The organism is Candidatus Pelagibacter sp., assembly GCF_052049975.1.
GTDB lineage: Bacteria > Pseudomonadota > Alphaproteobacteria > Pelagibacterales > Pelagibacteraceae > Pelagibacter.
The window spans coordinates 137,014-161,047 of sequence record NZ_JBNGYZ010000001.1; the positions used below are offsets into that span (position 1 = coordinate 137,014).

General features: G+C 29.6%; 22 protein-coding genes. 14 read left to right on the forward strand and 8 right to left on the reverse strand.

Features of this window, described 5'->3' with window-relative positions; all coding sequences use genetic code 11:
• Nucleotides 1–2: 2 nt before the first annotated feature.
• From ACTT9U_RS00635 to ACTT9U_RS00665, 7 genes are all read left to right on the forward strand, one after another.
• Complete coding sequence (locus ACTT9U_RS00635) at nt 3–2,384, forward strand: efflux RND transporter permease subunit (protein ID WP_440931262.1); 2,382 nt, start codon at nt 3–5, stop codon at nt 2,382–2,384.
• An 8-nt stretch (nt 2,385–2,392) separates the two neighbouring features.
• On the forward strand, nt 2,393–2,938 hold the full coding sequence (locus ACTT9U_RS00640) for a CvpA family protein (protein ID WP_440931263.1): 546 nt from the start codon (nt 2,393–2,395) through the stop codon (nt 2,936–2,938).
• The gene (purF, locus tag ACTT9U_RS00645; RefSeq protein ID WP_440931264.1) at nt 2,904–4,373 is read left to right on the forward strand and encodes an amidophosphoribosyltransferase; all 1,470 of its coding nucleotides are present in this window, start codon (nt 2,904–2,906) and stop codon (nt 4,371–4,373) included. Before ACTT9U_RS00640 ends, purF begins: the two co-directional genes overlap by 35 nt.
• A 68-nt stretch (nt 4,374–4,441) precedes the next feature.
• Entirely contained in the window at nt 4,442–5,734 is a 1,293-nt protein-coding gene (locus ACTT9U_RS00650; RefSeq protein WP_440931265.1) for a glutamate--cysteine ligase, read from the forward strand.
• Entirely contained in the window at nt 5,724–6,647 is a 924-nt protein-coding gene (gene gshB, locus ACTT9U_RS00655; RefSeq protein ID WP_440931266.1) for a glutathione synthase, read from the forward strand. The genes ACTT9U_RS00650 and gshB overlap by 11 nt, the downstream gene beginning before the upstream one ends.
• Nucleotides 6,644–7,504: a DMT family transporter gene (locus ACTT9U_RS00660; protein WP_440931267.1), complete on the forward strand. Its 861-nt coding sequence runs from the start codon at nt 6,644–6,646 to the stop codon at nt 7,502–7,504. Before gshB ends, ACTT9U_RS00660 begins: the two co-directional genes overlap by 4 nt.
• A 53-nt stretch (nt 7,505–7,557) precedes the next feature.
• Nucleotides 7,558–8,919, forward strand: coding sequence for an MFS transporter (locus tag ACTT9U_RS00665; RefSeq protein WP_440931268.1), 1,362 nt, complete (start codon nt 7,558–7,560; stop codon nt 8,917–8,919).
• On the opposite strand, the gene ACTT9U_RS00670 is transcribed toward ACTT9U_RS00665, so the two are convergent.
• The gene (locus ACTT9U_RS00670) at nt 8,920–9,366 is read right to left on the reverse strand and encodes an MOSC domain-containing protein (RefSeq protein WP_440931269.1); all 447 of its coding nucleotides are present in this window, start codon (nt 9,364–9,366) and stop codon (nt 8,920–8,922) included.
• A 96-nt stretch (nt 9,367–9,462) separates the two neighbouring features.
• On the opposite strand from ACTT9U_RS00670, the gene ACTT9U_RS00675 reads away from it, so the two are divergent.
• On the forward strand, nt 9,463–10,227 hold the full coding sequence (locus tag ACTT9U_RS00675) for a hypothetical protein (RefSeq protein WP_440931270.1): 765 nt from the start codon (nt 9,463–9,465) through the stop codon (nt 10,225–10,227).
• A gap of 4 nt (nt 10,228–10,231) precedes the next feature.
• Here the strand turns inward: ACTT9U_RS00675 and ACTT9U_RS00680 are convergent, their stop codons facing one another.
• On the reverse strand, nt 10,232–11,383 hold the full coding sequence (locus ACTT9U_RS00680; protein WP_440931271.1) for a M24 family metallopeptidase: 1,152 nt from the start codon (nt 11,381–11,383) through the stop codon (nt 10,232–10,234).
• Nucleotides 11,384–11,432: 49 nt separating this feature from the next.
• On the opposite strand from ACTT9U_RS00680, the gene ACTT9U_RS00685 reads away from it, so the two are divergent.
• Entirely contained in the window at nt 11,433–11,660 is a 228-nt protein-coding gene (locus ACTT9U_RS00685) for a hypothetical protein (RefSeq protein WP_440931272.1), read from the forward strand.
• On the opposite strand, the gene ACTT9U_RS00690 is transcribed toward ACTT9U_RS00685, so the two are convergent.
• Genes ACTT9U_RS00690 through ACTT9U_RS00715 form a run of 6 tightly spaced genes read right to left on the reverse strand, consistent with a single transcriptional unit; the run spans nt 11,653 to nt 17,846 of the window.
• A complete protein-coding gene (locus ACTT9U_RS00690) occupies nt 11,653–12,702 on the reverse strand; it encodes a threonine aldolase family protein (RefSeq protein ID WP_440931273.1) in 1,050 nt (349 codons plus the stop codon). The two genes, ACTT9U_RS00685 and ACTT9U_RS00690, sit on opposite strands and share 8 nt — an antisense overlap.
• 1 nt (nt 12,703) lies before the next feature.
• Nucleotides 12,704–13,813 (reverse strand): serine/threonine protein kinase, encoded by a 1,110-nt coding sequence (locus ACTT9U_RS00695; RefSeq protein ID WP_440931274.1) that lies wholly within the window; start codon nt 13,811–13,813, stop codon nt 12,704–12,706.
• Nucleotides 13,813–15,030: an aminopeptidase P family protein gene (locus ACTT9U_RS00700; RefSeq protein WP_440931275.1), complete on the reverse strand. Its 1,218-nt coding sequence runs from the start codon at nt 15,028–15,030 to the stop codon at nt 13,813–13,815. The genes ACTT9U_RS00695 and ACTT9U_RS00700 overlap by 1 nt, the downstream gene beginning before the upstream one ends.
• Nucleotides 15,031–15,043: 13 nt before the next feature.
• Complete coding sequence (locus tag ACTT9U_RS00705) at nt 15,044–15,949, reverse strand: DMT family transporter (protein WP_440931276.1); 906 nt, start codon at nt 15,947–15,949, stop codon at nt 15,044–15,046.
• Nucleotides 15,950–15,999: 50 nt separating this feature from the next.
• On the reverse strand, nt 16,000–17,241 hold the full coding sequence (locus tag ACTT9U_RS00710) for a molybdopterin molybdotransferase MoeA (RefSeq protein ID WP_440931277.1): 1,242 nt from the start codon (nt 17,239–17,241) through the stop codon (nt 16,000–16,002).
• A gap of 2 nt (nt 17,242–17,243) precedes the next feature.
• The gene (locus tag ACTT9U_RS00715) at nt 17,244–17,846 is read right to left on the reverse strand and encodes a molybdenum cofactor guanylyltransferase (RefSeq protein ID WP_440931278.1); all 603 of its coding nucleotides are present in this window, start codon (nt 17,844–17,846) and stop codon (nt 17,244–17,246) included.
• A 41-nt stretch (nt 17,847–17,887) separates the two neighbouring features.
• On the opposite strand from ACTT9U_RS00715, the gene ACTT9U_RS00720 reads away from it, so the two are divergent.
• The 5 genes from ACTT9U_RS00720 to fdhF are packed head-to-tail and all read left to right on the forward strand — an operon-like array spanning nt 17,888 to nt 24,033.
• Complete coding sequence (locus ACTT9U_RS00720; protein ID WP_440931279.1) at nt 17,888–18,289, forward strand: iron-sulfur cluster assembly scaffold protein; 402 nt, start codon at nt 17,888–17,890, stop codon at nt 18,287–18,289.
• Nucleotides 18,286–18,765 carry an HPP family protein gene (locus ACTT9U_RS00725; protein ID WP_440931280.1) on the forward strand — a complete coding sequence of 160 codons (480 nt, stop codon included), beginning with the start codon at nt 18,286–18,288 and terminating at the stop codon, nt 18,763–18,765. Before ACTT9U_RS00720 ends, ACTT9U_RS00725 begins: the two co-directional genes overlap by 4 nt.
• Nucleotides 18,762–19,601 carry a formate dehydrogenase accessory sulfurtransferase FdhD gene (fdhD, locus tag ACTT9U_RS00730; protein ID WP_440931281.1) on the forward strand — a complete coding sequence of 280 codons (840 nt, stop codon included), beginning with the start codon at nt 18,762–18,764 and terminating at the stop codon, nt 19,599–19,601. The genes ACTT9U_RS00725 and fdhD overlap by 4 nt, the downstream gene beginning before the upstream one ends.
• Nucleotides 19,602–19,609: 8 nt before the next feature.
• Complete coding sequence (locus ACTT9U_RS00735; protein ID WP_440931282.1) at nt 19,610–21,265, forward strand: NADH-ubiquinone oxidoreductase-F iron-sulfur binding region domain-containing protein; 1,656 nt, start codon at nt 19,610–19,612, stop codon at nt 21,263–21,265.
• Nucleotides 21,265–24,033: a formate dehydrogenase subunit alpha gene (fdhF, locus tag ACTT9U_RS00740; protein ID WP_440931283.1), complete on the forward strand. Its 2,769-nt coding sequence runs from the start codon at nt 21,265–21,267 to the stop codon at nt 24,031–24,033. Before ACTT9U_RS00735 ends, fdhF begins: the two co-directional genes overlap by 1 nt.
• Nucleotide 24,034 lies beyond the last annotated feature (1 nt).

Sequence of the window (24,034 nt, forward strand, 5' to 3'; positions counted from 1 at the left end):
AGATGTTTGCTCCACTATATCAAAATACAATTTTAAAAAATCCAAAATCAATTTTTATTCTTCTAATATTAATTCTAATAAGTTTTGGTTATTATTCTAAAGATTTTAGACTAGATGCCTCCTCTGAAACTCTCTTAATCGAAGGTGATCCTGACCTTGAGTATCTAAGAGAAATAACAGACAGATACGGTTCAAAAGAATTTTTGGTTTTAACTTACACTCCAAATGAACCAATGGTCTCAGATACATCGATTAATAATTTACTTAGTTTAAAATATAAAATTCAAAGTTTAGATTGGGTTCACAGTGTAATAACTCTTTTAGATATACCGTTGCTAAACAATTCTGATGCTCCACTTCAAGAAAGGCTGGAAGGATTTAAAACATTAAAAGATGAAGAAGTAGATAGAGAAAGAGGATTTAAAGAAATACTTGATAGTCCTGTTTTTAGAAATTTTGTTATAAGTATTAATGGAAAAACAAGTGGTATAATTGTTAATATAAAGAGAAATACTGAACTTGAAAATATAGAGAATAAAACTTCAAGAGAGATTGAAGAAATCAAAGATAAAATTAAGAAACAAAATCATCAGAATATTCTTGAAATCAGAGAAGTAATTAAGAGTTATGAGAACGTTGGCAAGATATATTTAGGCGGTATACCAATGATAGCTGATGACATGATGACTTTCATCAAAAGTGATATTATTGTTTTTGGTATTGGTGTATTGTTATTTATTATTGCAACTCTTTGGTTTGTATTCAGAAAATTAATTTGGATTATTGTGCCTATAAGTAGTTGTTTTTTTTCAGTTTTGATCATGACGGGTCTCCTAGGTTTATTGGGGTGGAAGGTAACTGTTATATCATCAAACTTTATTGCATTAATGCTTATTCTGACAATGGCAATGAACATTCATATGAGCACAAGATTTCTTCAATTAAGAAAAGAATTTGAGAATAAATCTAGCTTTGAAATTTTATCGTTAACAACTGGCAAAATGTTTTGGCCGATACTTTACACAGTCTTAACTACTGTATGTGCTTTTTTATCTTTAATTTTTAGTGGCATTAAACCAATCATAGACTTTGGATGGATGATGACTTTTGGTCTGATTACATCATTTTTAATTACTTTCACTCTATTGCCTACCCTATTAAATTTTGTACCGAGTAAAAATATTTCAATAAAAGAAGAGAAAGACTCAAAAATTACAAATGCTTTAGGGAGATTATCTTTAAATAATAAAAATTCAATTTTTGGAGTAACAATCGCTGTCATAATTCTTAGTATTTTTGGCATTAGCAAGTTAGAGGTTGAAAATAGCTTTATAAATTATTTTGATAAAGATACTGAAATTTATAAAGGGATGAAATTAATTGATGAAGAGCTTGGTGGCACAACTCCACTAGAAGTAATTATAAAATTTCCAGATAATGAAGTTAGTGAAAATGAAGATGAGGATGATTTTGAAGATTGGGAAGATGAAGAAGTTGGTAATAATGAAAAATATTGGTTTACCAAAGATAAAATTGATAAAATCAAATCAGTTCACAATTACTTAGATAATCTTCCAGAAATAGGAAAGGTATTATCTTTCTCTTCAATTATTGAAGTAGCAACTCAACTAAATAACAATAAACCTCTTGGTTCTTTAGAGATGGGAGTTTTGTATTCAAAAATTCCAGAAAATATTAAAACTGAAATTATTGATCCTTATATTTCAATTGAAGATAACGAAGCAAGAATAAACCTTAGAATAATAGATTCTCAAAAAGATTTACGAAGAAATGATTTAATAAATCAAATAAATTATGATTTAGAAAACAAACTTGGCTTAGACAAAAGTGAATTTAAGTTAGCTGGTGTTTTGATTTTGTTCAATAATTTACTTCAAAGCCTTTTTAAGTCACAGATATTAACACTAGGACTCGTGATGATTGGAATTTTTGGAATGTTTCTAGTTCTTTTTAGAAATATAAAATTATCTTTAATTGGGGTTGTACCTAACTTTATAGCTGCTTTTTTCATTCTTGGAATAATTGGTTTATTAGAAATACCCTTAGATATGATGACCATAACAATTGCGGCAATTACAATTGGTATAGCAGTTGATAATAGTATTCACTACATTTATAGATTTAAAGAAGAATACCAAAAAATTCAAAATTATGATGAAACACTCAAGACATGCCATTCAACAGTGGGGGTTGCTATCTTAAATACGTCAATAACTATAGTATTTGGATTTTCAATATTAGTATTATCTAAATTTATACCCACTATTTATTTTGGAGTATTTACTGGTATTGCAATGTTATTAGCTATGATTTCTGTTTTAACGTTATTACCTTCATTGATTTTAAAAATAAGGCCGTTTTAAATTAATTAATGTTAGAAATTTTAAAAGAATTTTTTGTTTCAACTTCACCAGTCGACCTAGCTTTCTTTACAATTTTACTTTTTTCAGTAATTCAATGTTATATTAATGGTTTTGTATCAAGTTTAATTTCAGCTAGTAAATGGGTTTTGTCCTATGTTGGAACATTGTTTTTATTTCCAATTTTGAGGCCATATATAGATGACTTAAGTTCAAATGAGTATGCGTTGGATATAATGTTAAGTGTTGTTCTATTTATATTATTATTATTTATAATAATATTAGTTAATAAAGGCATTAGTAAAGCTGTCAAACTCTCAGTTTTAGGAAGAGTGGATAAAATATTTGGATTATTTTTTGGTGTTCTGAGAACTTATATAATGTTTGTGTTTATATTTTCTGCAATCAATAGTTTTTTTGACTATAAACACTGGCCAATTGATACAGAAAAATCTATAACCTTTTCACTTATACAAAAAGGTAGTAATTTTTTATCTGATGAAATACCAGACGAAGATGAATATGAAGATGCTAAAGACAAAATTCAAGAACTTTAAATCAAAACTCAATGAAGAATGTGGAGTGTTTGGTATAAGTAATACAACCGATGCATCTGCTTTAGTTGCATTAGGATTGCATGCTTTACAACACAGAGGTCAAGAGGGTTGTGGAATTGTAAGTTTTGATGGAGAAAAATATTATTCAGAAAAAAGATTTGGTTTAGTTGGAGATAACTTTAATAAAGAAAAAGTTTTGAATAAATTAAAAGGTAACTACGCTATTGGTCATAATAGATATAGCACTACGGGCAGTAACACATTAAGAAATATACAGCCTTTTTTTGCAGATACTAATGCAGGAGGTATTGGTGTTGCGCATAATGGTAATTTAACAAATTCAATAACACTGAGAAAAAAATTGGTTGAAGATGGAGCTATTTTTTACACGACTTCTGATACAGAAACAATTGTTCAACTTATAGCTAGATCAAAGAGAACAAAAACTATTGATAAAATTGTTGATGCAATATTCCAAATTCAAGGTGGTTATGCTTTGGTCATGTTAACTCAAAAATCATTGGTTGGAGTAAGAGACCCTTATGGAATTAGACCTTTGGTTATTGGTAAGTTAAAAAACAGTTATGTATTAGCTTCAGAGACGTGTGCGTTAGATATCATTGGAGCAAAATTTGTAAGAGAAGTAGAAAATGGTGAAATTGTTTTAATAGAGGATGAAAAAATCGAAAGTATAAAACCATTTCCACCTAGAAAGATTAGACCCTGTGTATTTGAATATATCTATTTTTCAAGACCGGACAGCATTCTAAATGGAAAAACTGCATACGAGCATCGAAAAAACCTTGGTGTTGAACTTGCAAAAGAAAACAATATAAACGCTGATATTGTTGTGCCAGTTCCAGACTCGGGTAATGCAGCTGCACTTGGTTTTGCGCAATATCTAGGTTTAAATTTTGAACTGGGATTAATTAGAAACCATTATGTTGGAAGAACTTTTATTGAACCTAGTCAACAAATCAGAAGCTTAGGTGTAAAACTAAAACTAAATGCTAACAAAACCGCAATTCAAAATAAAAAAGTTATATTAATTGACGACTCTCTTGTTAGAGGAACTACCTCACATAAAATTGTAAAAATGCTTTATGACGCTGGTGCTAAAGAGGTACATGTAAAAATTGCGTGCCCTGAAATTAAATATCCAGACTTTTATGGTGTTGATACTCCTACTAAAAAAGAATTGTTATCCGCAAACAAAAGTACTGATGAAATATGTGAATATATTGGAGCAAAGTCATTAAAATTTTTATCAGTTAATGGAATGTACAAAGCAATTGGATTTGATAACCGAAACGAAAATTATCCGCAATTAACAGATCATTATTTTACCGGAGATTACCCAGTTAAACTAATCGACGATTTGGGAGATAATAAAATTACTCAATTATCACTTCTTAGTACTGCATCAAATAATTAAAAGAATATCTATTTTCATCAAAATTCTTAGCTTGAAAGAAGTTCATAACTGACTATTTATCAGATCAAATGATAGATTCTAAAGATAAAATTTTAGCTTATTTCAACTCTGGTATTAAAAAAATTGAAGATTTTAGAATTGGAGTCGAACATGAAAAATTTTTATTCGATTTAAAATCAAGCAAAAGAATAGATTATAAAAAAATTTTACAAATGTTTTCAGCTTTAACTGAATTTGGTTGGAAACCTATTAAAGAAAAAGGAAATATAATTGGTCTTAATAAAGAAGAAAGAAATATTACTTTAGAACCTGGTAATCAAATAGAACTTTCTGGAGCGAAATTAATAAATATTCATGAAGCTTGTGCTGAGTCTCATGATTATTTATTTGAGTTAAAACAAGTTGCGAAAAAATTAGATATAGAAATTGTAAGTGCAGGTTTTGATCCTATTTCTAAATTAAATGAAATTCCCAACAATCCAAAACAACGCTATGAATTAATGACAAAAGACATGCCAGAGGGTGGTCAATTAAGTTTAGATATGATGTATCGAACTTGTGGTACTCAGTTAAATATTGATTATGACTCTGAAAAGGATTTCATTAAAAAATTTAAAGTTGTAAATTCTTTAGTTCCTATTTCAATTGCTCTATTTGCAAACTCATCAATAGTTGAAAAAAAAAATAGTGGATATTTATCCTATAGATCAAAAGTATGGCAAAATACCTCTAGAGGTGGTTTGCCGTCTATTTTTTTTGAAGATATGGATTTTGAGAAGTACGCTGATTTCATTATTAAATCCTCAATTTTATTTATTGAAAATCAAAGTAATTATATTTCAGGTAAAAATTATTCCTTTGAAGACTTCATGGATGGTAAAATAAATGAAATTGATAATCGTCTTCCTACAGATAAAGATTTAACAACTCACCTGAGTACAATTTTTACAGAAAATAGATTAAAAAAATATATTGAATTAAGATCAATGGATGCTTGTGGTTGGGATTGTTTGTGTTCAGGGCCAGCTTATAATATTGGTATTCTCTACGGAAATTTAGATGAAGCTTATGATGTGGTTTCAAAGTGGGATAAAGATCAAGTAATTAATGCATATCTTGAGGCGCCTAAAAATGGTTTTAATACGCAATTAATGGGAAGAGATCTACTATATTGGGCAGAAACATTTTTAGATATTTCTAACAAAGGTTTAGAAAAAAGAGATATCTTGAATAAAAATAATAAAAATGAAACTTTATTTTTAAATCATTTAAATCAAATAGTTGAAAATAAAATGACTAACGCACATCATATGATTAATAAATTTTCAGATGAAAATTTAGAAACACTATATGACAAGTAAAATTGTTGCTATTCAAGGCAATCACCCTTCAAAATTAAATTCAAAATCAGATACCAGTATTTTTTTAGCTAATGAGATACAAAATAAATATAAAATTTTTTATTATGAACCCAAAGACTTATCAATTATCAATTCAAAAGTAGTTGCAAGAGGATTTTTTATTAGATTCAATTATAAATCAAAAAAATTTTTTAAGATTATTAAAAAACAAAAATTAAATTTAGAAACTTGTAAGTTTATTTTAATTAGACAAGATCCACCTTTTAATCTTGAATATATTTCAACAACTTACATTTTAGACCTAATAAAAAAGAAAGTTAGAATTATTAATGACCCTACTTCAATTAGAAATGTTTCTGAAAAACTTTACTCAGCAAAATATAAAAAATTTATGCCTGATACAATTTTTTCTCAAAATATAGATGAAATAAAAAAATTTTTTAAAGTATACAAAAATGTAATTATTAAACCTATTCATAGTTTTAGTGGCAATGATATATTGCTTTTAAAAAAGTTCGATCAAAACAAAATAAATAAGTTTATTAAAAAACATGATCATATTATGTGTCAAAAATTTCTACCTAAGATTAAAGATGGAGATAAAAGAGTTTTTATCATTGATGGTAAGGTTGTAGGTGCTATATCTAGAGTTCCAAAAAAAGGTTCTTTTCTAAGCAATTTGAGCAAAGGAGCTGTGCCTATAAATGTAGAACTTACAAAAAAAGAAATTAAAATTTCAAATTTGATTGCAAAGGATTTAAAAAAAGAAAATATATATTTTTCTGGGATTGATTTTATCGATCAAAAACTTAATGGAGATATTAACGTTACATCTCCAACTGGTTTAAAAACTTTTTTTGATTTATCTAGTATAAATTTGGCAAAAATATTTTGGAAAGGTTTAAAGGCATGAAGAATTTAACAGATCAACAAAAGGGTTCATTATTAGCTTTTGTTGCTGTTATGTTTATTACTCCAGACTCATTATTTATTCGTTTAGCTAATATAGATACATGGAGTTTAGTTTTTTATCGAGGAATGATCCCTTTTATAACAGTATTTATTGGGATGTTATTAATCTATAAACTAAATTTTTTTTCCATGTTATTTAATAGTGGTTATCATGGTATAATCTATATTCTTACATTTTCTGTTACTAACATAACTTTTGTTGTATCTATTCAAAATACTAATGTTGCAAATACGCTTGTTATGATTGCAATGGCGCCAATGTTATCTGCAATATTAGGAGCAATTTTTTTAAAAGAACCACCTGATAAAAAAACTTGGATTGCAATTGGAATAACTTTTTTGGCTGCAGTCTATATATTTTATGACTCTCTACAACTAGGTAATATTTTTGGTGATATCTTAGGTTTAATAACTGCTTTAGGTTTAGCTGTAGGAGCAGTCACTATTAGATCCGCTAAAAATAAGAATCTGGTGCCAGCTGCTGTGGTTGGCAAGATGTTTGTTGCTATATTTGCAATATTTTTTGTTGAAAGTTATGTACTAGCTGAGAAAGATCTTATTATAGTACCCTTAATGTGTTTAATGTGTGTAGCGGTACCCTTTGTTTTAGTTACAATTGCTCCAAGATTTATTCCTGCTGAAGAGGTTAATCTATTTTTTCTTTTAGAAACTATAATTGGTCCTTTATGGGTATGGATGATAATCAAAGAACAACCAAGTATTGAAACAATTCAAGGTGGTTTAGTAATAATAATTACAATTGCAATTCACTCTTTTTTAAAACTAAAAAAATCTTAGTTTGTCATATAAAAGACTTGATTAGAGCATAATTCTCAATTAATTGCAGACTTATGTTAAAAATTTTACGAAATTCATGGGCACTGTTTTTGGGGATGTCTTTGATTATGCTGGCCTATGGGTTTCAAGGTTCTTTGCTAGGTGTTAGAGCGGTTCAAGAGGAATTCAGTTTAACATCAACTGGATTTATGATGTCTGGTTATTTTTTAGGATACTTCTTAGGAGCAAAATATATTACTACAATTATATCAAGAGTTGGTCACATAAGATCTTTTGCTGCTTTTGCCTCTTTTGCATCAGTTGCAATACTTGCGCATTCTATTGTAGTAAATCCAATAACTTGGTTCTTATTTAGAGTGATAACAGGATTAAGTATGGCCTCGATTTACACAATCGCAGAAAGCTGGTTAAACGATAGATCTTCAAACAAAAATAGAGGAAGTGTTCTCTCAATTTACATGATCATATTGTATGGTTCTATGGGTTTTGGAATGTTTTTTCTTAACTTTAGTGCTCCAGAAAATTTTGAACCTTTTATATTGATTTCATTGTTAATGTCAGTTGCACTTATTCCAATTCTAATGACAAAAAGAAAAGCACCTAGCTTTAAAAGTATACAACCAATGAAATTGAAAGAACTTTATAAAACTTCTCCCTTGGGAATGGTCAGTGCATTATTGTATGGCATTATACAATCAGCTTTATTTTCTTTATTAGCTGTTTATGCAACCTCTATGAACTTTTCTATATTTGAAATTTCAATTGCAACTTTTTTACTTGCGGTCTCAGGAGCTATATCACAATGGCCAATAGGAAAACTTTCAGATATTTTTGATCGTAGAAAAGTTATAGTTTATTCAACTTTTGCAGCAGGAATTTTTGCAGTTTGTACAATATTTGCATCAGGTCAAATGTATCTACCTGAAGGACTTTCTACACCAAAAACTTGGTTTTATGTCTTTCTAATTTTATTTTCATTCACAAGTTTACCTATGTTCGCAATTATAATGGCACATACAAATGACTATATACCAAAAGAAAAATTTGTGGTCGCTGGAGCAGGTCTTCAATTTGTTTTTGGAATGGGTGCAATGACTGGTCCATTACTTTGTTCAATATTTATGAATATTTCTGGTCTCAATGGCTTTTGGATTTTTTTAGCAATTTTTCATTTTTTAATTGGTGCTTTTGGCATTCATAGAATGAGAGTGAGGGAAACTGCAGAAAATCCAGACTCACAATTTACACCAATGCCGGAAAGTATTACACCTTTAGGTATGGAATTAAATCCACAAGCTCAACCAATTGCAGAACCTACTAGATCATTTGATGAGTTTAGAAGTAGTTTAGAACGTAGATTAAAACAAATAAATGTCTTTATAAATTTAGATAAAGTAACAAAAAAAGATAAGTAATTATTCTATTATTTTTATTTGATCATTAATATTTATTTTTGAAGAGGTTAATATTTGACACCTCAATCCACCTCTTCTTAAAAATTCTTTTAATATACTTTCTTGATTTAATACTTCTGTTAAATGTCTGCATGGTCTACACAAATCAACCCCTTCTACTTCGACCTCTCCTATTTTAATTTTTTTACCAATTAGATCATTGAGCTGAATACCCCTTGTCACAACATTTCTCCTAAAATCTTTATAAGGAATATCAAGGCCATACTTAGTGTTATAATAGTCTATATTTTCAGCCTCAATTAAAGTTAATTGATTATAAGGGTCATTATATTCATCAAAATGCCTGTCACCTACGACACCTTTGTTAGCTAAAACTTCAATTGAGGAAACTTCTTTAATTTCTTTATTGCTATCTTTGGTAATCCCTAACTTAAATACTTTGCTCATATACAAATTTTAAAAACAATCTTTGGTTGTAAATTATTAAAAAACAATTATTGAAAAAATCATTTATATCTGATCAATTTACAAGATTAAATAAAAATGCCTATTAAAAAAAAGAAAAAAATAATAAAGTCAAAAGCGAAAAAAACTAATTCTGCAGGTTTGGCTAAATTTGCAACACTAACTTCAAAATCAATTAGTAAAGCTTACTCTTCTTACAAGAAAAATCAGGAGATAAAGAAAATAAAAGAAATTAAACTAAAAAAATTAGAAGAAAACAATCAAATTCAAAAAGAAAAAAAAGAGCTTCGTGCTTGGGAAGAAAAACTTCAAAAAGATAATAGCAAGCTAAAACTAAGAGAAGACGAGCTTAGAATTAAAGAAAAAGATTTAAAACTTAAAGAAGATGAATTAAAAAATGAGGCAAAGAATTTAGAAAAAGAGAACAAAAGATTAATTAAAAAAGATGAAGATTTAGGTCTTATTGATAAAGATTTAAGAAATAAAGAAAAACAATTAAATGACAGAGAAGAAAGTCAAAATAGAAGAGATATAGATTTAAAAGTTAGAGAAGAAGAACAGTATTCAAAAGAGCTCAAAGAAAAGAAAAAAAAAGAAAAAGCCTTAAAATCTATGATGGAAGAAGAAGAAAAAAAGAAAAAGCTTGAATACATTAAAATTAAAGAGTGGGAAGAAAAATTTGACAGAGAGCAAAAATTAAAGGAGCAAGAAGAGATCAGACGTGAACAAAAGCTAAAAGAAAAAGAATTGGAAAGATTAAAACTAGAAGAAAAAGAAAATTTACAAGATAAAAAATCACCGACTCTTGAAAATTATAATATAGATAAATTTTATAAAAATTAACTAATTATAAAACTACTAGGTCTAATTTTTGTTGACCTAATCTTTCATTTCCATTTTCATTTACTAAATAAGTTTCACCTAAGTTCATTGCTAAGTTATTTTCAGAGTCCATCAATATCATATGCATGAAATAAACATTTCCAGACTCTATAACGTAAGGATTTCCAGTATATAGCATGGGCCAATCCATCCAATTAGGTGAGAACGTTGTTCCTAACGAATAACCGCAAGCATTCATTCTAGCTTTTTGAAAACCAAGGTCATCAAATGTTTTTGCATGTATGTCAAATACTTCACCAATTTTATTTCCTGGTTTTAATTTGCTTTCACAATTTTTCAAAGCTTCAACACATGCTTCGTGCATCTTATAATGCTTGTGATCAGCTTTTCCAATTGGGATAGTTCTAAACATTGCTGAATGATAGTGTCTATAAGTTCCAGCCCACTCTATGGTGAGTTGATCTTGTTTGTTTAAAATTTGTTTTTCAGCTTGATATCTACAAAGTAAAGCATTTTTACCAGAACCAATTATAAATTCATTCGCAGGATAATCTCCACCTCCTTCGAAAATTACTCTGTTCATTTCTGCAAGTATTTTAGACTCGCTAACACCAGCTTTTGCATGTTTCCAAGCTTCATCCAATGCTAGATCAGCAAGTTGTGCTGCTTTTCTAACATACTTTATTTCTTCTGTTGATTTTACAACTCTTAGTCTGGTAATTAATTCTGATTTATCTTCAATCGAACAATAGTTTTCTAAAGATTTATTTAACCTAAGTGCATTTCTTCCAGTTAAACCATAAGCTTCATACTCTACACCTAAATTTTTTCCTTTAAGATTTAACTCGTCTAATATCACTTTAAGATCATCTGTTGGATTAGAGCCATCTTTATCTACCCAGATTCTGATATTTTCTATATTGGATGTATTTTGCGCTTGTCTTAGGTCTGGAGCTCTAGTTAATAAAATAATATTTCCTTTTTGATCAAGTATCAATGATTGAAAAAAAACATAACCAAAAGTATCATAACCAGTTAGCCAGTACATCGACTCTTGCCTAAACATCAAAAGAGCATCAATTTTGTGCTCTTTCATTTTAATTAAAACTTTTTCTTTTCTTTTTGAAAATTCTTCTTTTGTAAAATGTAATCCCATATTTATTATATTTAATTTTAAAAAAATTGAATATATAGGAATAATTAAAATGAACAAAGAAAATGCAAGTAGACTTTGGAAAATTATTCAGGAAGCTGGCGATTATTTGGTGGGACAATTACCAGATCACCCAAATCATCCAAAGGGTAGAAACCCTTATGCTCATGTAGCTATTTGTGTGAAAAGTAAGTTCAACGCCAGCTATAAAGATATTCCTGATGAACAATATGATGAGGTAATAAAATATATTGAGTTTTTAAAAGAAAATCCTAGTTAGCTTTTATTGCGCTTAGTAACTCATCAACATCACTATCTTTTGTATTCCAAGCTGTGACTAATCTTACTGATTTTCCATCTAGTTCTTCCTTATTCATTTTGTAACCCTCTGAATTTAAATGCTCTATCTTTTCTCTTGGAAATTTAGCAAAAACCTCGTTTGCCTCAGTTGGATAAGATATTTCAATATCATTATGTTTGCTTAATCCATCGCTTAATTTTTTACCCATTTTATTGGCGTGTTTCGCATTTCGTAACCAAACATTATTAGTTACATAAGCGTCAAGTTGTGCTGAAACAAAACGCATTTTTGATAATAAATGACCTGCTCTTTTCATTAAAAAAGCAACATTACCAACTAATTCTTTTTTAAAAAAAATAATAGCTTCTGCAGCTAAGCAACCATTTTTTGTTGCTCCAAATGATAATACATCAATTCCTGATTTCCATGTCATTTCAGCTGGTGTAACATCTAATGAAACAAGAGCATTAGCAAACCTTGCGCCATCCATATGCATGTTCAAATTATGTTTATGAGCGATTTCTGAAATTTTTTTAATTTCATCTAATTGATAAACTTCTCCAGTCTCACACACTTGAGTAATACTAACTGAAGAAGGTTGAGTGTGATGAACTATACCCTTTCCTCCTATCGATTGATCTAATTCTTCAGCAGTTATTTTGCCCATTACTCCATTTAAAGGAATTAATTTTCCTCCTCCAGTATAAAACTCAGGTGCCCCACATTCGTCTGTATTAATATGAGCCATTTTATGACAATAAATATTTCCATAAGATGGTGTCATTGTTGATAACGCTAAAGCATTAGCTGCTGTACCTGATGCAGTTGGAAAAACAATTACCTCTTTTTCAAAAATTTCTGAAAACTTATCTTGTAATTTAATTGATAATTGATCATTTCCATACGGAGTACTGTCACCATTGTTAGCCTTTATAATCGCATCTAAAACCTCTGGGCATGCACCAGCAACATTATCAGAGGCAAATTTAACTCTTTCCCTCTTTGTTTTAATTTTTGCCATTTTATTGTTTTGGAAAATAGTCTTTTAAATCACCTTCTCTATAAACGTCTGCAGTACAACAATGCAAACCTCCACCAAAAGCATATGCATCTCTCAAATCTACAGGTACTACTTCCATACCTAATTTATCAAGTTGCTCTGCTTGATATACTTCACTCTTTTCAACACAAACTGTTTTAGGATCTAGAACTAATACATTCATTGATAGCCAAACTGAGGAGTAACAAAGTGCCGGAGGTTCATTATGGGCAGGTTGTGCACTATCAATAATTTGCCATCCATTATCTTCAAATAGTTTTCTTTGTTCTTTTGGTAATCTTCTTTGAGGATTATTGATGATTAAACCTTCTTTTATAGGAGTAAAAGTTGCATCAATATGGATTGGGTATGGATCACCTGGAAAATTTACTGCATGTACTCTGTGATCTTTATAATGTCTTTTTAACCAATCAATACCTTTTAAATTTGTAGTAAAACCATGCTGAACAACTAAATCTTTTCCAAATCTCAATACATCTGCAGCATCAAATAATGGCTCTTCTTCAGTAGTTACGAAATATTTTTTTTCAGTCCATTCTAATCTTTTTTGAACACCAATTTTATCTGATAAATAATCTTTTCTATAATCTGCATCTGTCAGTCTTGGTTTCGGAGCAGACTCATGTCTCATATTTGGATCTTGATTATAATAATCTTTTAGTAAAGGTCGGTAACATAAATATTCAAACCATCGACAACGATAACTCATAGTTGCTTCCAAAATTTCATTTCCAACAGTAAGCAAAACATCTCTTGGAGGCATGCATCCAAACATTGTTTCAGCTTCCCAATCTGGTGTTGAGGTTTTTTGATTAAAATCTATTGGTGTAGGTCTATCAACTTTAATTCCTCTTTTTTCTAACATACTGGAAAAATCATCTAACAGTTGGTTGGCTTTATCAACGGTATCTTTTTTTCTTGGACCAAACTGCCCTCTCATATCACTATCTTCTGGCACTTTAGCATCTAAAGCAGGCTCTGGTGCTGGTATACAAGTTCCATCTGCTCTACCAACTATAACATGTTTCAATGGATCCCATTCATTCCAACTATTTACAATTTTTTTGCTCATTAATTTTTGATTATATTGTTTTCAGGTCCAAAAGGAAATTTAGTAATATTTTCAGCACCATCTTCTTTAATTACCAAAATGTCGTGCTCTCTATAACCTCCTGCTCCAGGTTTTCCTTCAGGTATCATTATCATAGGTTCCATAGAAATAACCATATTTTTTTCTAAGACTGTGTCTATATCTTCTCTCAATTCTAAACCTGCTTCTCTCCCATAAAAGTGAGATAGCATTCCAAACGAATGACCATATCCAAAGGTTCTATATTGAAGATATCCAAGTTCAGCAAAAAGTTCATTTAACTCTGAACAAATTTCTGAACATTTTACTCCAGGTTTAATAAGTTCTAGACCTTTTTTATGAACTTTGACATTTGCTTCCCAAGCTTTAAGTGAAGCATCATCGGCATTGTCTACAAACAAAGTTCTTTCAAGAGCTGTATAATATCCAGAAATCATTGGAAAAGTATTTAAAGACAATATATCTCCTGATTGTAATTTTCTATTTGTCTTTGGATTATGGGCGCCATCAGTATTTATTCCAGATTGAAACCATACCCAGGTATCCATGTATTCAGCATCAGGATAAGTTTTAACTATTTCTCTCTCCATCCTATCTCTACCTTGTATAGCAATCTCTATCTCGGATTGACCAGATTTAATATGTTTTACAATTTCTTCAGCACCAAGGTCTGCAATTCTTGCACCATTTTTAATAATTTCAATTTCTTCATCAGACTTGATCATTCTTAGTTTCATCAAACTATTTGAAATATCTTTAAAATTAGAAAATGTGAAAATAGAATTTAATTTATCTTTGATGTCTAAAGTTACATGGTCATTTTCGATTCCTATAGTTTTTGGAGGATCATCTCTTCCAATAATAGATACAATTGCCCTTAAAAAATTATCTCTTTTCCAATCAGTATAAATTACATTATCGCAATGTGATCTTCTCCATGGTTGACTAGCATCAATATTTGCAGAAATAGTTACAATCTTATTTTGAGTTACAACACATCCATATGGTCTTCCAAATGAACAATAAATAAATCCTGTGTAGTAAGCAACATTATGCATAGAAGTCAAAATGGCCATATCTATTTTATTTTCATCCATTACTTTTCTTAAACTTGCTAATCTGTTTTGATATTCTTTATCAGAAAAAGGTAGTTTTACTTTTTCGCCATTTTTTAATTCAAAAAAATCAGGTCTTTCCATAAAAAATTATTTGTTAGTTTAGCCCTATGAAACGTCTATTAGTTCTCATTATTAAACTATAATAAGTGATAGAAATAAATAAGAAGAATCCACCTATTATTGTATTTGTTGTAGGAATTTCATTGATACCAAACCATGGAAGCCAAACCCAAAAAATGCCTCCTATTACTTCAGTTAAAGATAAAAGAGTCAATTCTGCAGCTGGAATTGCTTTAGAGCCTATTGAATATAAAATTAAGCCCATACAAACTAATACACCATGTAAAGAAAATAGAGTGCCATTGTAACTTGTTGAAAAAAAAGACTGATCATCGCTAAGTATAAAAATTGTTGCAAGTGTAAAACAAAAGAAGCCTGCAAAAGCTACCGTTGTAAATTTAGGTGTTTCTTTTCTCCATCTTAATGAAACCGAAAATACTGAAAAACCAATAGAAGAAGTGATACCAAAAACTAGGCCAACTAATGATGTTTTTGCAGTATTTCCCAATGCGATTATTACAATTCCCACTGTTGCAATAAATATTGCTATCCAAACATTTATAGACATTCTCTCTCTTAAAAACAAAAAACCTAATAACGCTGTAAAAAAAGGCATTGCTGCCAAACATAATAAAGTTACTGCCGCACTTGTATTTGTAATTGAGTATATAAATGAAATCATAGCTATTCCTAAACCAGTTCCACCAATAACTCCTGAGTAACCTATCTTGTAATAATTTTTATAAAAATTTTTTCCTTCTTCAAAAAACAAATATAAATTCAAAATTACAAAAATAGTGAGACCTCTTCCAAAGATATACTGCCAAGGAACTAAATGTGGATCATTCATATACCTCACAACTAGAGGACCGAAAGACCAAATTAGACCTGCAAAAAGAACTACAGGAATTGCTACTTTTTCATTTTTTAATTCCAGCATGTGAAATTTCTAATTGGAAAAGAATTGAACTACAACAAAAATCTAACTTGTTAATAAAAATTTTTAATTGAAAAATTTGAGGGAAAGCAATCTATAAAATCACCTTTTTTAAAATTAGATTTTCCTGAAGGAAAACAGCCCCAGGCATTTGCATTTATAAAAGATTTAATTCTAAACGATTCTTGACCTTTAAGAACTTCAACTTCCTGTATACCTTTTTCATTGATGCTTAATTTACATTTTATAAATCTAGTAAAATCTTTTTTTTTAATAAAACTATTTTTTAATGTGGCTCTAAACGGCTTTTCTTCAGTAGTTTTTAATGAATAACACAAATATGGATAGACAAAAAATCTAAAACAAGCTGCTGATGAAATAGGATTCCCAGGCAAACCAAATATAGCTTTTTGTTTATTTTTAACTTTGGCAAACATGAATGGTTTGCCAGGTCTAATAGCTACACTTTTAAGATAACTTTTTAGCTTAAAAGATTTTACAACGTTTGGAATAAAGTCATATTTGCCAGCAGATACTGCACCAGAAGTAATAATCAAATCTATATTTGATTTTATTGCTTTATTTAATTTAGTTTTAAATAGTCTCTCTTCTCCATCTCTTAAAATTCCTCCATCAATAAAATTAATTGAAAATTTTTCTGACAATGATCTTATGTAATAACTATTGGAGTTTCTTACTTTCCAATCAGGTACACTTATCTTTTCAGATATTTCATTTCCAGTAGAAAAAAAAAGAATGTTAGGAATTTTTTTGACTTTTAGTTTTTTTATACCAAGAGTTTTAAATGCTAAAATATGACTTGAATTAATTTGTGTACCTTTTTTTATAACAATATCATTTTTTCTAAAATCTGATCCTGCAAATCTGATATGTGAATATTTCTTTAATTTTTCATTTATAAGGATATTTCTTTTATCTTTATCAAATCTAATTTTTTCAATTGGAACAATTGTATCAAAGCCTTTGGGTATTAATGCTCCAGTCATCACTTCAACAGCACTTAATTTTTTATATTTAAATTTAGGTTTATCACCAGCAGCTAATGAGCCTAAAATTTTAAAAAACTTAACATTTTTTTTACTTAATTTTTTTGTATCTTGAGCCTTTACAACAAATCCATCAAAAGCTGCATTATCTCCTGCTGGATAATTGACTTTAGATAAAATATTTTCTGAAATAATTCTATTTAGAGCAGTATTAGCATTAATTATTTCATCTTTAATTTTAAGCTTTTCATTAATTAATATTTTTTTTGCTTGTTTGTAACTTTTCATCCTTAAATGTATTTTTTAGCCTTCTCTAAATCATCTGTTGTATTAATATTAAAAAACGGATCTTGTCCCTCAAAATTAATATTTATTGTTTCAACGCCTATTTTATTAGCCCAAGTTTCAACTTTTCTCTCATTGTTTTCAAGTAAATCTTTTTCTAAACTTTTAAAAAGATCTAAAGACCATAAGCCAAAAATGTTGTGTCTTTTATTATTTGATTTTATGAAAAAAAGTTTTTTTTCTTTCTCGTTAGTTTTGTTTAAAAATTCATCTAATATTTTTGCTTCAAAAAAAGGTGTGTCTGTTGGGAAGCTTATTATCCATTCATAAGGTTTATTATTATCTTTAATCCATTTCATGGCAGAATAAATTCCACCCAAGGGACCTAAATCTTTGTAGTAATCAGATATTAAATCAATCTTATCATTTTTATTAAATTTAATCTTATGATTTGCTACAATTAATATCTCATCAAATTTAATTAAGATTTTGTCTAATACATGATTAATCAAATTTTTGTTTCCCAAAATTGCCTGTGATTTATCCCTTCCAAATCTTAAGGACTTTCCGCCAGCTAGCACAACTCCTAAAATCTTGTTATGTTCCATAATTAAAAATATAAAATATTTAAAATTTATACATAAATTTAATGGACTTAAGAATATTAGAAATTGCAGCTAACACTGAAAATAATAAAGTTATAGATGGATTTACTCATAAATCTAAAAATAAAAACCCATTATGTGGTGACGAAATGGAAATAAGTTTAATTGTTAAAAATAATAAAATTGAAGATATGGGCTATCAATGTAAATCGTGTGTGTACTGTCAGGCTTCAGTTAGTCTTTTGTCTAGAAAAATTAAAAATAAAAAAATAGATGAAATAAAAGAGTTTTTAATTGATTGTGAAAAATTATTTGAAAATACCTCTTTAGAAATTCAAAAAAAATGGAAAGATTTTTTAGAAATTCTAAATAAGAAAAACATTTCAAGAAAAGAATGTTTGCTTCTTCCTATCAGAACTGTTTTAAAAGCTTTGAATATTAAATGATTGATTTAAAAAAAGATAAATTTATCAAAGCAAGTTTAGCAGGAGTTTTTTCAGCTTTTACAATTGGTATTCTGACTTTAATAACTTATAAAACTGAGTTAGGTTTATTTCTTGCTGCCTCTTTTGGTTCTTCAATGGTATTACTTTATGGGTTTCCAGAAAGCCCATTTGCTCAACCTAAAAATATTTTTTTTGGACATCTGCTTACTGCGTTTGTTGGAGTAGTTTTTGTAAACTTTATTCAACTCCCTATATTTATGATAATTCCTGCTGCTGTGGGTTTTGGAATTTTTTTAATGATTATGCTAGATGTTGTTCACCCTCCTGCAGGAGGTAATCCAATAATGGTAATTATTGGAAGTGCTTCTTTTGATTATTTATTTAGCCCAATAATTACAGGAACAGTCATTATACTTTTTTTTGGAGTAATTCTTAATAGATATATTTTGAAGAAAAATTACCCTCAACAAAAATGAACTCAAAGTATAAAATTTCAAAGTATAAAAATAGCAAACTTGACGATATTGAAGATCATATATCAATTGAAGAACCACTTGAAATGAATCTAAAATACAAAGATGGAAAAAATTGGAAACAAGAAAATCTTTCAATCACAATGAGAACTCCAGGTGATGATGAGAATTTATCCATTGGATTTTTATATAATGAACAAATTATTACAAACATTAATTGGATAGATAAAATTGAAAGCTACGGGGAAAACAATGGTCAATATGATTTTAAAAATAAAATTTTAATAACATTAAATAATTCAGACAATGTTAATATCGCACAAGTCAAAAGAAACTTTCTGATGAACTCATCTTGTGGGGTATGTGGAAAGACTTCACTTGATGCACTTGAAACTTTAAAACAAAATAAACTTAATTACCCAAACAAAAAAATAAATAAAAATATAATTTTAGATTCTCCTGAAATTTTAAGAGAGAATCAAACTCAATTCTCAATCACGGGTGGAATACATGCAAGTGGATTATTTTCAAATGATGGAAATTTAATAACTCTAAAGGAAGACGTTGGTCGCCATAATGCTCTTGATAAATTAGTTGGTGAAGCTCTTCAAAAGAAGTTACTTAACGAAAATGACCAATTTATCACATGTTCAGGTAGGCTTAATTTTGAGCTGGTTCAAAAAGCACTGATTAACAACATAGGTTTAATGATCGGTGTTGGTGCGCCAACAAGTCTTGCTATAGATTTAGCAAATAGATTTGACATGACCTTGGTCGGTTTTGTAAAACAGGACAGGTTTAATATTTATAGTAACCCACAAAGAGTTGAAATAAATTAAAAAAAATTATGTCAAAAAATATAAGTAATTTATCTGGAAGAATTGGTCTTAAAGACAATTTATTCAAAAAAATTTCAGAAAACACATTAAATAATAATTCAAAAAATAGTCAGGAAATTGCAAAACAATATAACATGGGTGTATCAACAATTCATGGTGCAGAAAGTTTTTATGAATTTTTAAGACCTTCACATAGAGAAAAAAAAGCATTTGTTTGTAATGGAAGTGCTTGTATGTGTTCAGGTACACAAGAACCATTAAAAAAGAAATTACAAGAAAAATTAGGTGAAGATAAGGTTGGAGAAATGTTTTGCCTTGGCCATTGTTATGAAAACAATGCATTTCATTATGATGGTGAAAATTATGCAGGAAAAGACATAGAAAAAATTGATCAAATTTTAAAAGGCGAAAATATCAAGCAAGAAAAATTTCATTCTAAAAGTTGTGCTACTACAAGTTTTTTAATGGATGATAAATTATCAACTATAGATCAAGTAAAAGAAAATTTATCAAAATTTTTAAGTACTGATAAAAAAGATATCATCAAATCATTACTAGATTCTAATCTTACAGGTAGAGGTGGTGCTGGTTTTCCTACTGGAATGAAATGGGATTTCTGTAGCAAAGCAAGTTCAGAAAAAAAATATGTAGTTTGTAATGCTGATGAAGGAGACTCTGGTGCGTTTTCAGATAGATATCTATTAGAGGATCAACCTTTAAAAGTTTTGTTTGGTATGATCATTTGTGGATATGTAATTGGCAGTGATGAGGGAGTTTTATATATTAGAGGAGAGTATCCAAAATCTATTGAGGCTATAAACGGCTGTATTAATGAATTAAAAAGTAACAATCTCTTAGGAGAGAATATTCTTGGAACTAATTTTAACTTTGATTTGAATATTTGCATTGGTCAAGGAGCTTATATTTGTGGTGAAGAAACTGCATTGATTGCTTCAATAGAAGGTAGAAGAGCTGAAGTAGATGTAAGACCACCGTTTCCAGTCACTGAAGGATTATACAAAAAACCTACTGTGGTTAACAATGTTGAAACTCTAGCTGCTGCAAGTGGTATTTTATTAAATGGTTCAGAAAAATTTTCAAAAATCGGAAATAAAAAATCTGCTGGAACAAAACTTGTATGTCTAGATAGTTTTTTTAATAACCCTGGTGTTTACGAAATAGACATGGGTACACCAATGAAAAAAGTGTTTGAAGAGATTGGTGGAGGTTACAAAGAAGAAATTAAAGCTTTTCAAATTGGTGGTCCTTTAGGTGGTGTTGTGCCTTTATCAAAAATTGATGAATTAAATTTAGATTTTCAAGAATTTACTTCGGCAGGTTTTATGCTGGGACACGCAAGTGTAGTGAGCATTCCTAAAGATTTTTCTATGGCAGAGTATATTCACCATCTATTTGAATTTTCTGCTGAGGAGTCATGTGGAAAGTGTTTCCCGGGTAGACTTGGTTCTTATAGAGGGAAAGAAATGTTTGACCAAGCAAAGAAAAAAACTGCAAAAATTCCTTTGAAATTATTAAATGAATTATTGGTTACTATGCAGAAAGGATGTTTGTGTGCTTTATGTGGAGCAATCCCTACTCCGATAATGAATATTTTAAAATATTTTGGTGATGAGCTAAAAGATGATATAGTTAAGGACAATTAATGAGTTCAGAAAAGAGAAAAATTGCATACATAGATGGAAAGCCATATGAAATTGGTCCAAACCATACATCTATATTAAAGTTTGTAAAAAGTTATGTTGGAGAAAAAAAAGTTCCAACATTATGTGATGATCCTAATTTAGCTCCATACGGTGCATGTAGAGTTTGTTCAGTTGAAGTAGCATTAGAAAAAGATGGTCCAACTAGAATAGTTGCTTCATGTCATACTCCTGTAGCTGAAAATCAACATATTTTTACAAGTAATGAAACATTAACTAGTTTAAGAAAAAACATTGTAGAATTAGTTCTTACAGATCACCCAATGGAATGTGATACTTGTGAAGTAAATAATAATTGTGAATTACAAACTGTAGCTAGTGATCTTGGTATAAGTGATCACAGATACAATAATCCTAAACAACATAAAGGTATCCCTAGAGACACTTCTCATGATTACATGAGAATGAATTTAGACAACTGTATAAATTGTGGAAGATGTGTGAGAGCATGTGATGAAATCCAAGGATCTTTTGTATTAACTATGAGTGGCAGAGGTTTTGAGTCAAGAATTACTACTGATAACGACATGTTATTTGGTGACTCTTCATGCGTATCGTGTGGGGCTTGTGCTCATACATGTCCAACTGATGCAATTTCAGATGTATTTCAATCAAAATCTGCTGCTGTAGATAAAAAAGTTAGAACTACTTGCTCATACTGTGGTGTTGGTTGTAACCTTGAGGCGTCAATAAAAGATGATAAAGTTGTTGCAATAGATACACCTAAACAAACCGAAGTAAATGCAGGTCATACATGTATAAAGGGTAGATATGCGTTTGGGTTTTATGATCATCCAGATAGATTGAAATCTCCACTTATTAAAAGAAATGGAAAATTTGAAGAAGCTTCTTGGGATGAAGCTTATGATTTTATCAAAAAAGAAATGAATAGAATTACAAAAGAAAATGGACCAGATGCTTTTGCTGGTATTTCTTCAGCAAGGTGCACAAACGAGGAAAACTATGTTTTCCAAAAAATGATTAGAGCTGCTGTTGGAACTAACAGTGTAGATTGTTGTGCAAGAATTTGTCATTCACCAACTGCTTGGGGTATGCAGCAAACGTTTGGAACAGGTGCAGCAACTAACTCTACAGAAGATATTTATCATGCTGATTTATTTTTAGTGATTGGAGCAAACCCAACTAATGCTCATCCAGTTACTGGAGCAAAAATTAAACAACAAGTAATGAAAGGTAAAAAACTTATTGTTTTAGATCCTATTACTACAGATTTAGCAAAACTTGCCGACTACCATATTAAATTAAGACCAGGAACAAATGTTGCTGTTTTAAATATGATGTTGCATTTTATTGTTAAATCAAAACTTTATAATGCAGATTTTGTAAGAGATAGAACAGAAGGCTTTGACAACTTCTTAAAAGAAATTGAAAGACAAGATGTTGATCAACTAGCAAAAGTAGCTGGAGTTGATAAACAATTAGTTAAAGAAGCTGCAATAGCATATGCTACTGCAAGAAACTCTATGGAGTTCCATGGCTTAGGTGTTACCGAGCACCAACAAGGCTCTAAAACTGTAATGTTAATTGCTGATCTTGCAATGATCACAGGTAACATTGGAAGAAAAGGAGTTGGTGTAAATCCTTTAAGAGGTCAAAACAATGTTCAAGGTGCTGCAGATATGGGTTGTCAACCTCATCAAGGTGCAGGTTATTTTGAAGTTGCAGATGAAAACAACCAAAAATTTTATACTGAAAAATATGGCGTAACTCACCCCACTAAACCAGGTTTAAAAATCCCTCAAATGTTTGAAGCTGCAATCAGCAAAGAACTAAAAGGTTTGTGGATTATTGGTGAAGATATAGTTCAAACTGATCCTAATAGTGCACATGTAATAGAGGCGATGAATTCTTTAGAGCTACTAGTTGTACAAGAAATATTTATGAGTGAAACAGCTAAACTTGCAACAGTAGTGTTACCAGGTACAACATTTTTAGAAAAAGACGGTACATTTACAAACACTGAGAGAAGAATACAAAGAGTAAACAGAGCTGTACCTCCTCTACCAGGTACAAAACCAGATGGTTTAATAGTTACTGAAATGATGCAAAAACTTGGTTATGACCAACCAACTTATGATGCTGATCAAGTTCTTTCTGAAATAGCAGACGTGGTTCCTTTCTTCAAAGGTGTTACAAGAGAAAGATTGGGTAAATTAGGCTTACAATGGCCTGTACAAGAAGATGGAACTGATACGCAAATACTGCACCAAGAAACATTTAAATTAGGTAAAGGTAGATTGAAAAATTTTGATTGGAAAGAATCTAGTGAAATTGAAGCTAATCAAAAAGATTATCCATTAATTCTGACAACAAGTAGAGTTTTACAACACTACAATGCTGCAACAATGACAAGAAGAACAAGTAATATTAATATCGTTGATAAAGATGTTCTTTTAATACATCCAAAAGATGCTGAGAGAAGAGATTTAAACACTGGTGATATTGGAAGATTGTATTCTGGAAGAGGAGAAGTTGCTCTAAAAGTTGAAGTAACAGATAAAGTTAAAGAAGGTATTGTTTTCACGACTTTCCATTTCCCAGAGCACATGGTTAATATGGTTACTGGTCATGGTAAAGATGAAGAGACTATGTGTGCTGAATATAAGGTTTCTTCAGTAGAAGTTCAAAAGATTTCAAACCAATTTAAAACAGAAGTAAAACCGAAAGATAACCAAGCTGAAGTTATTTAGA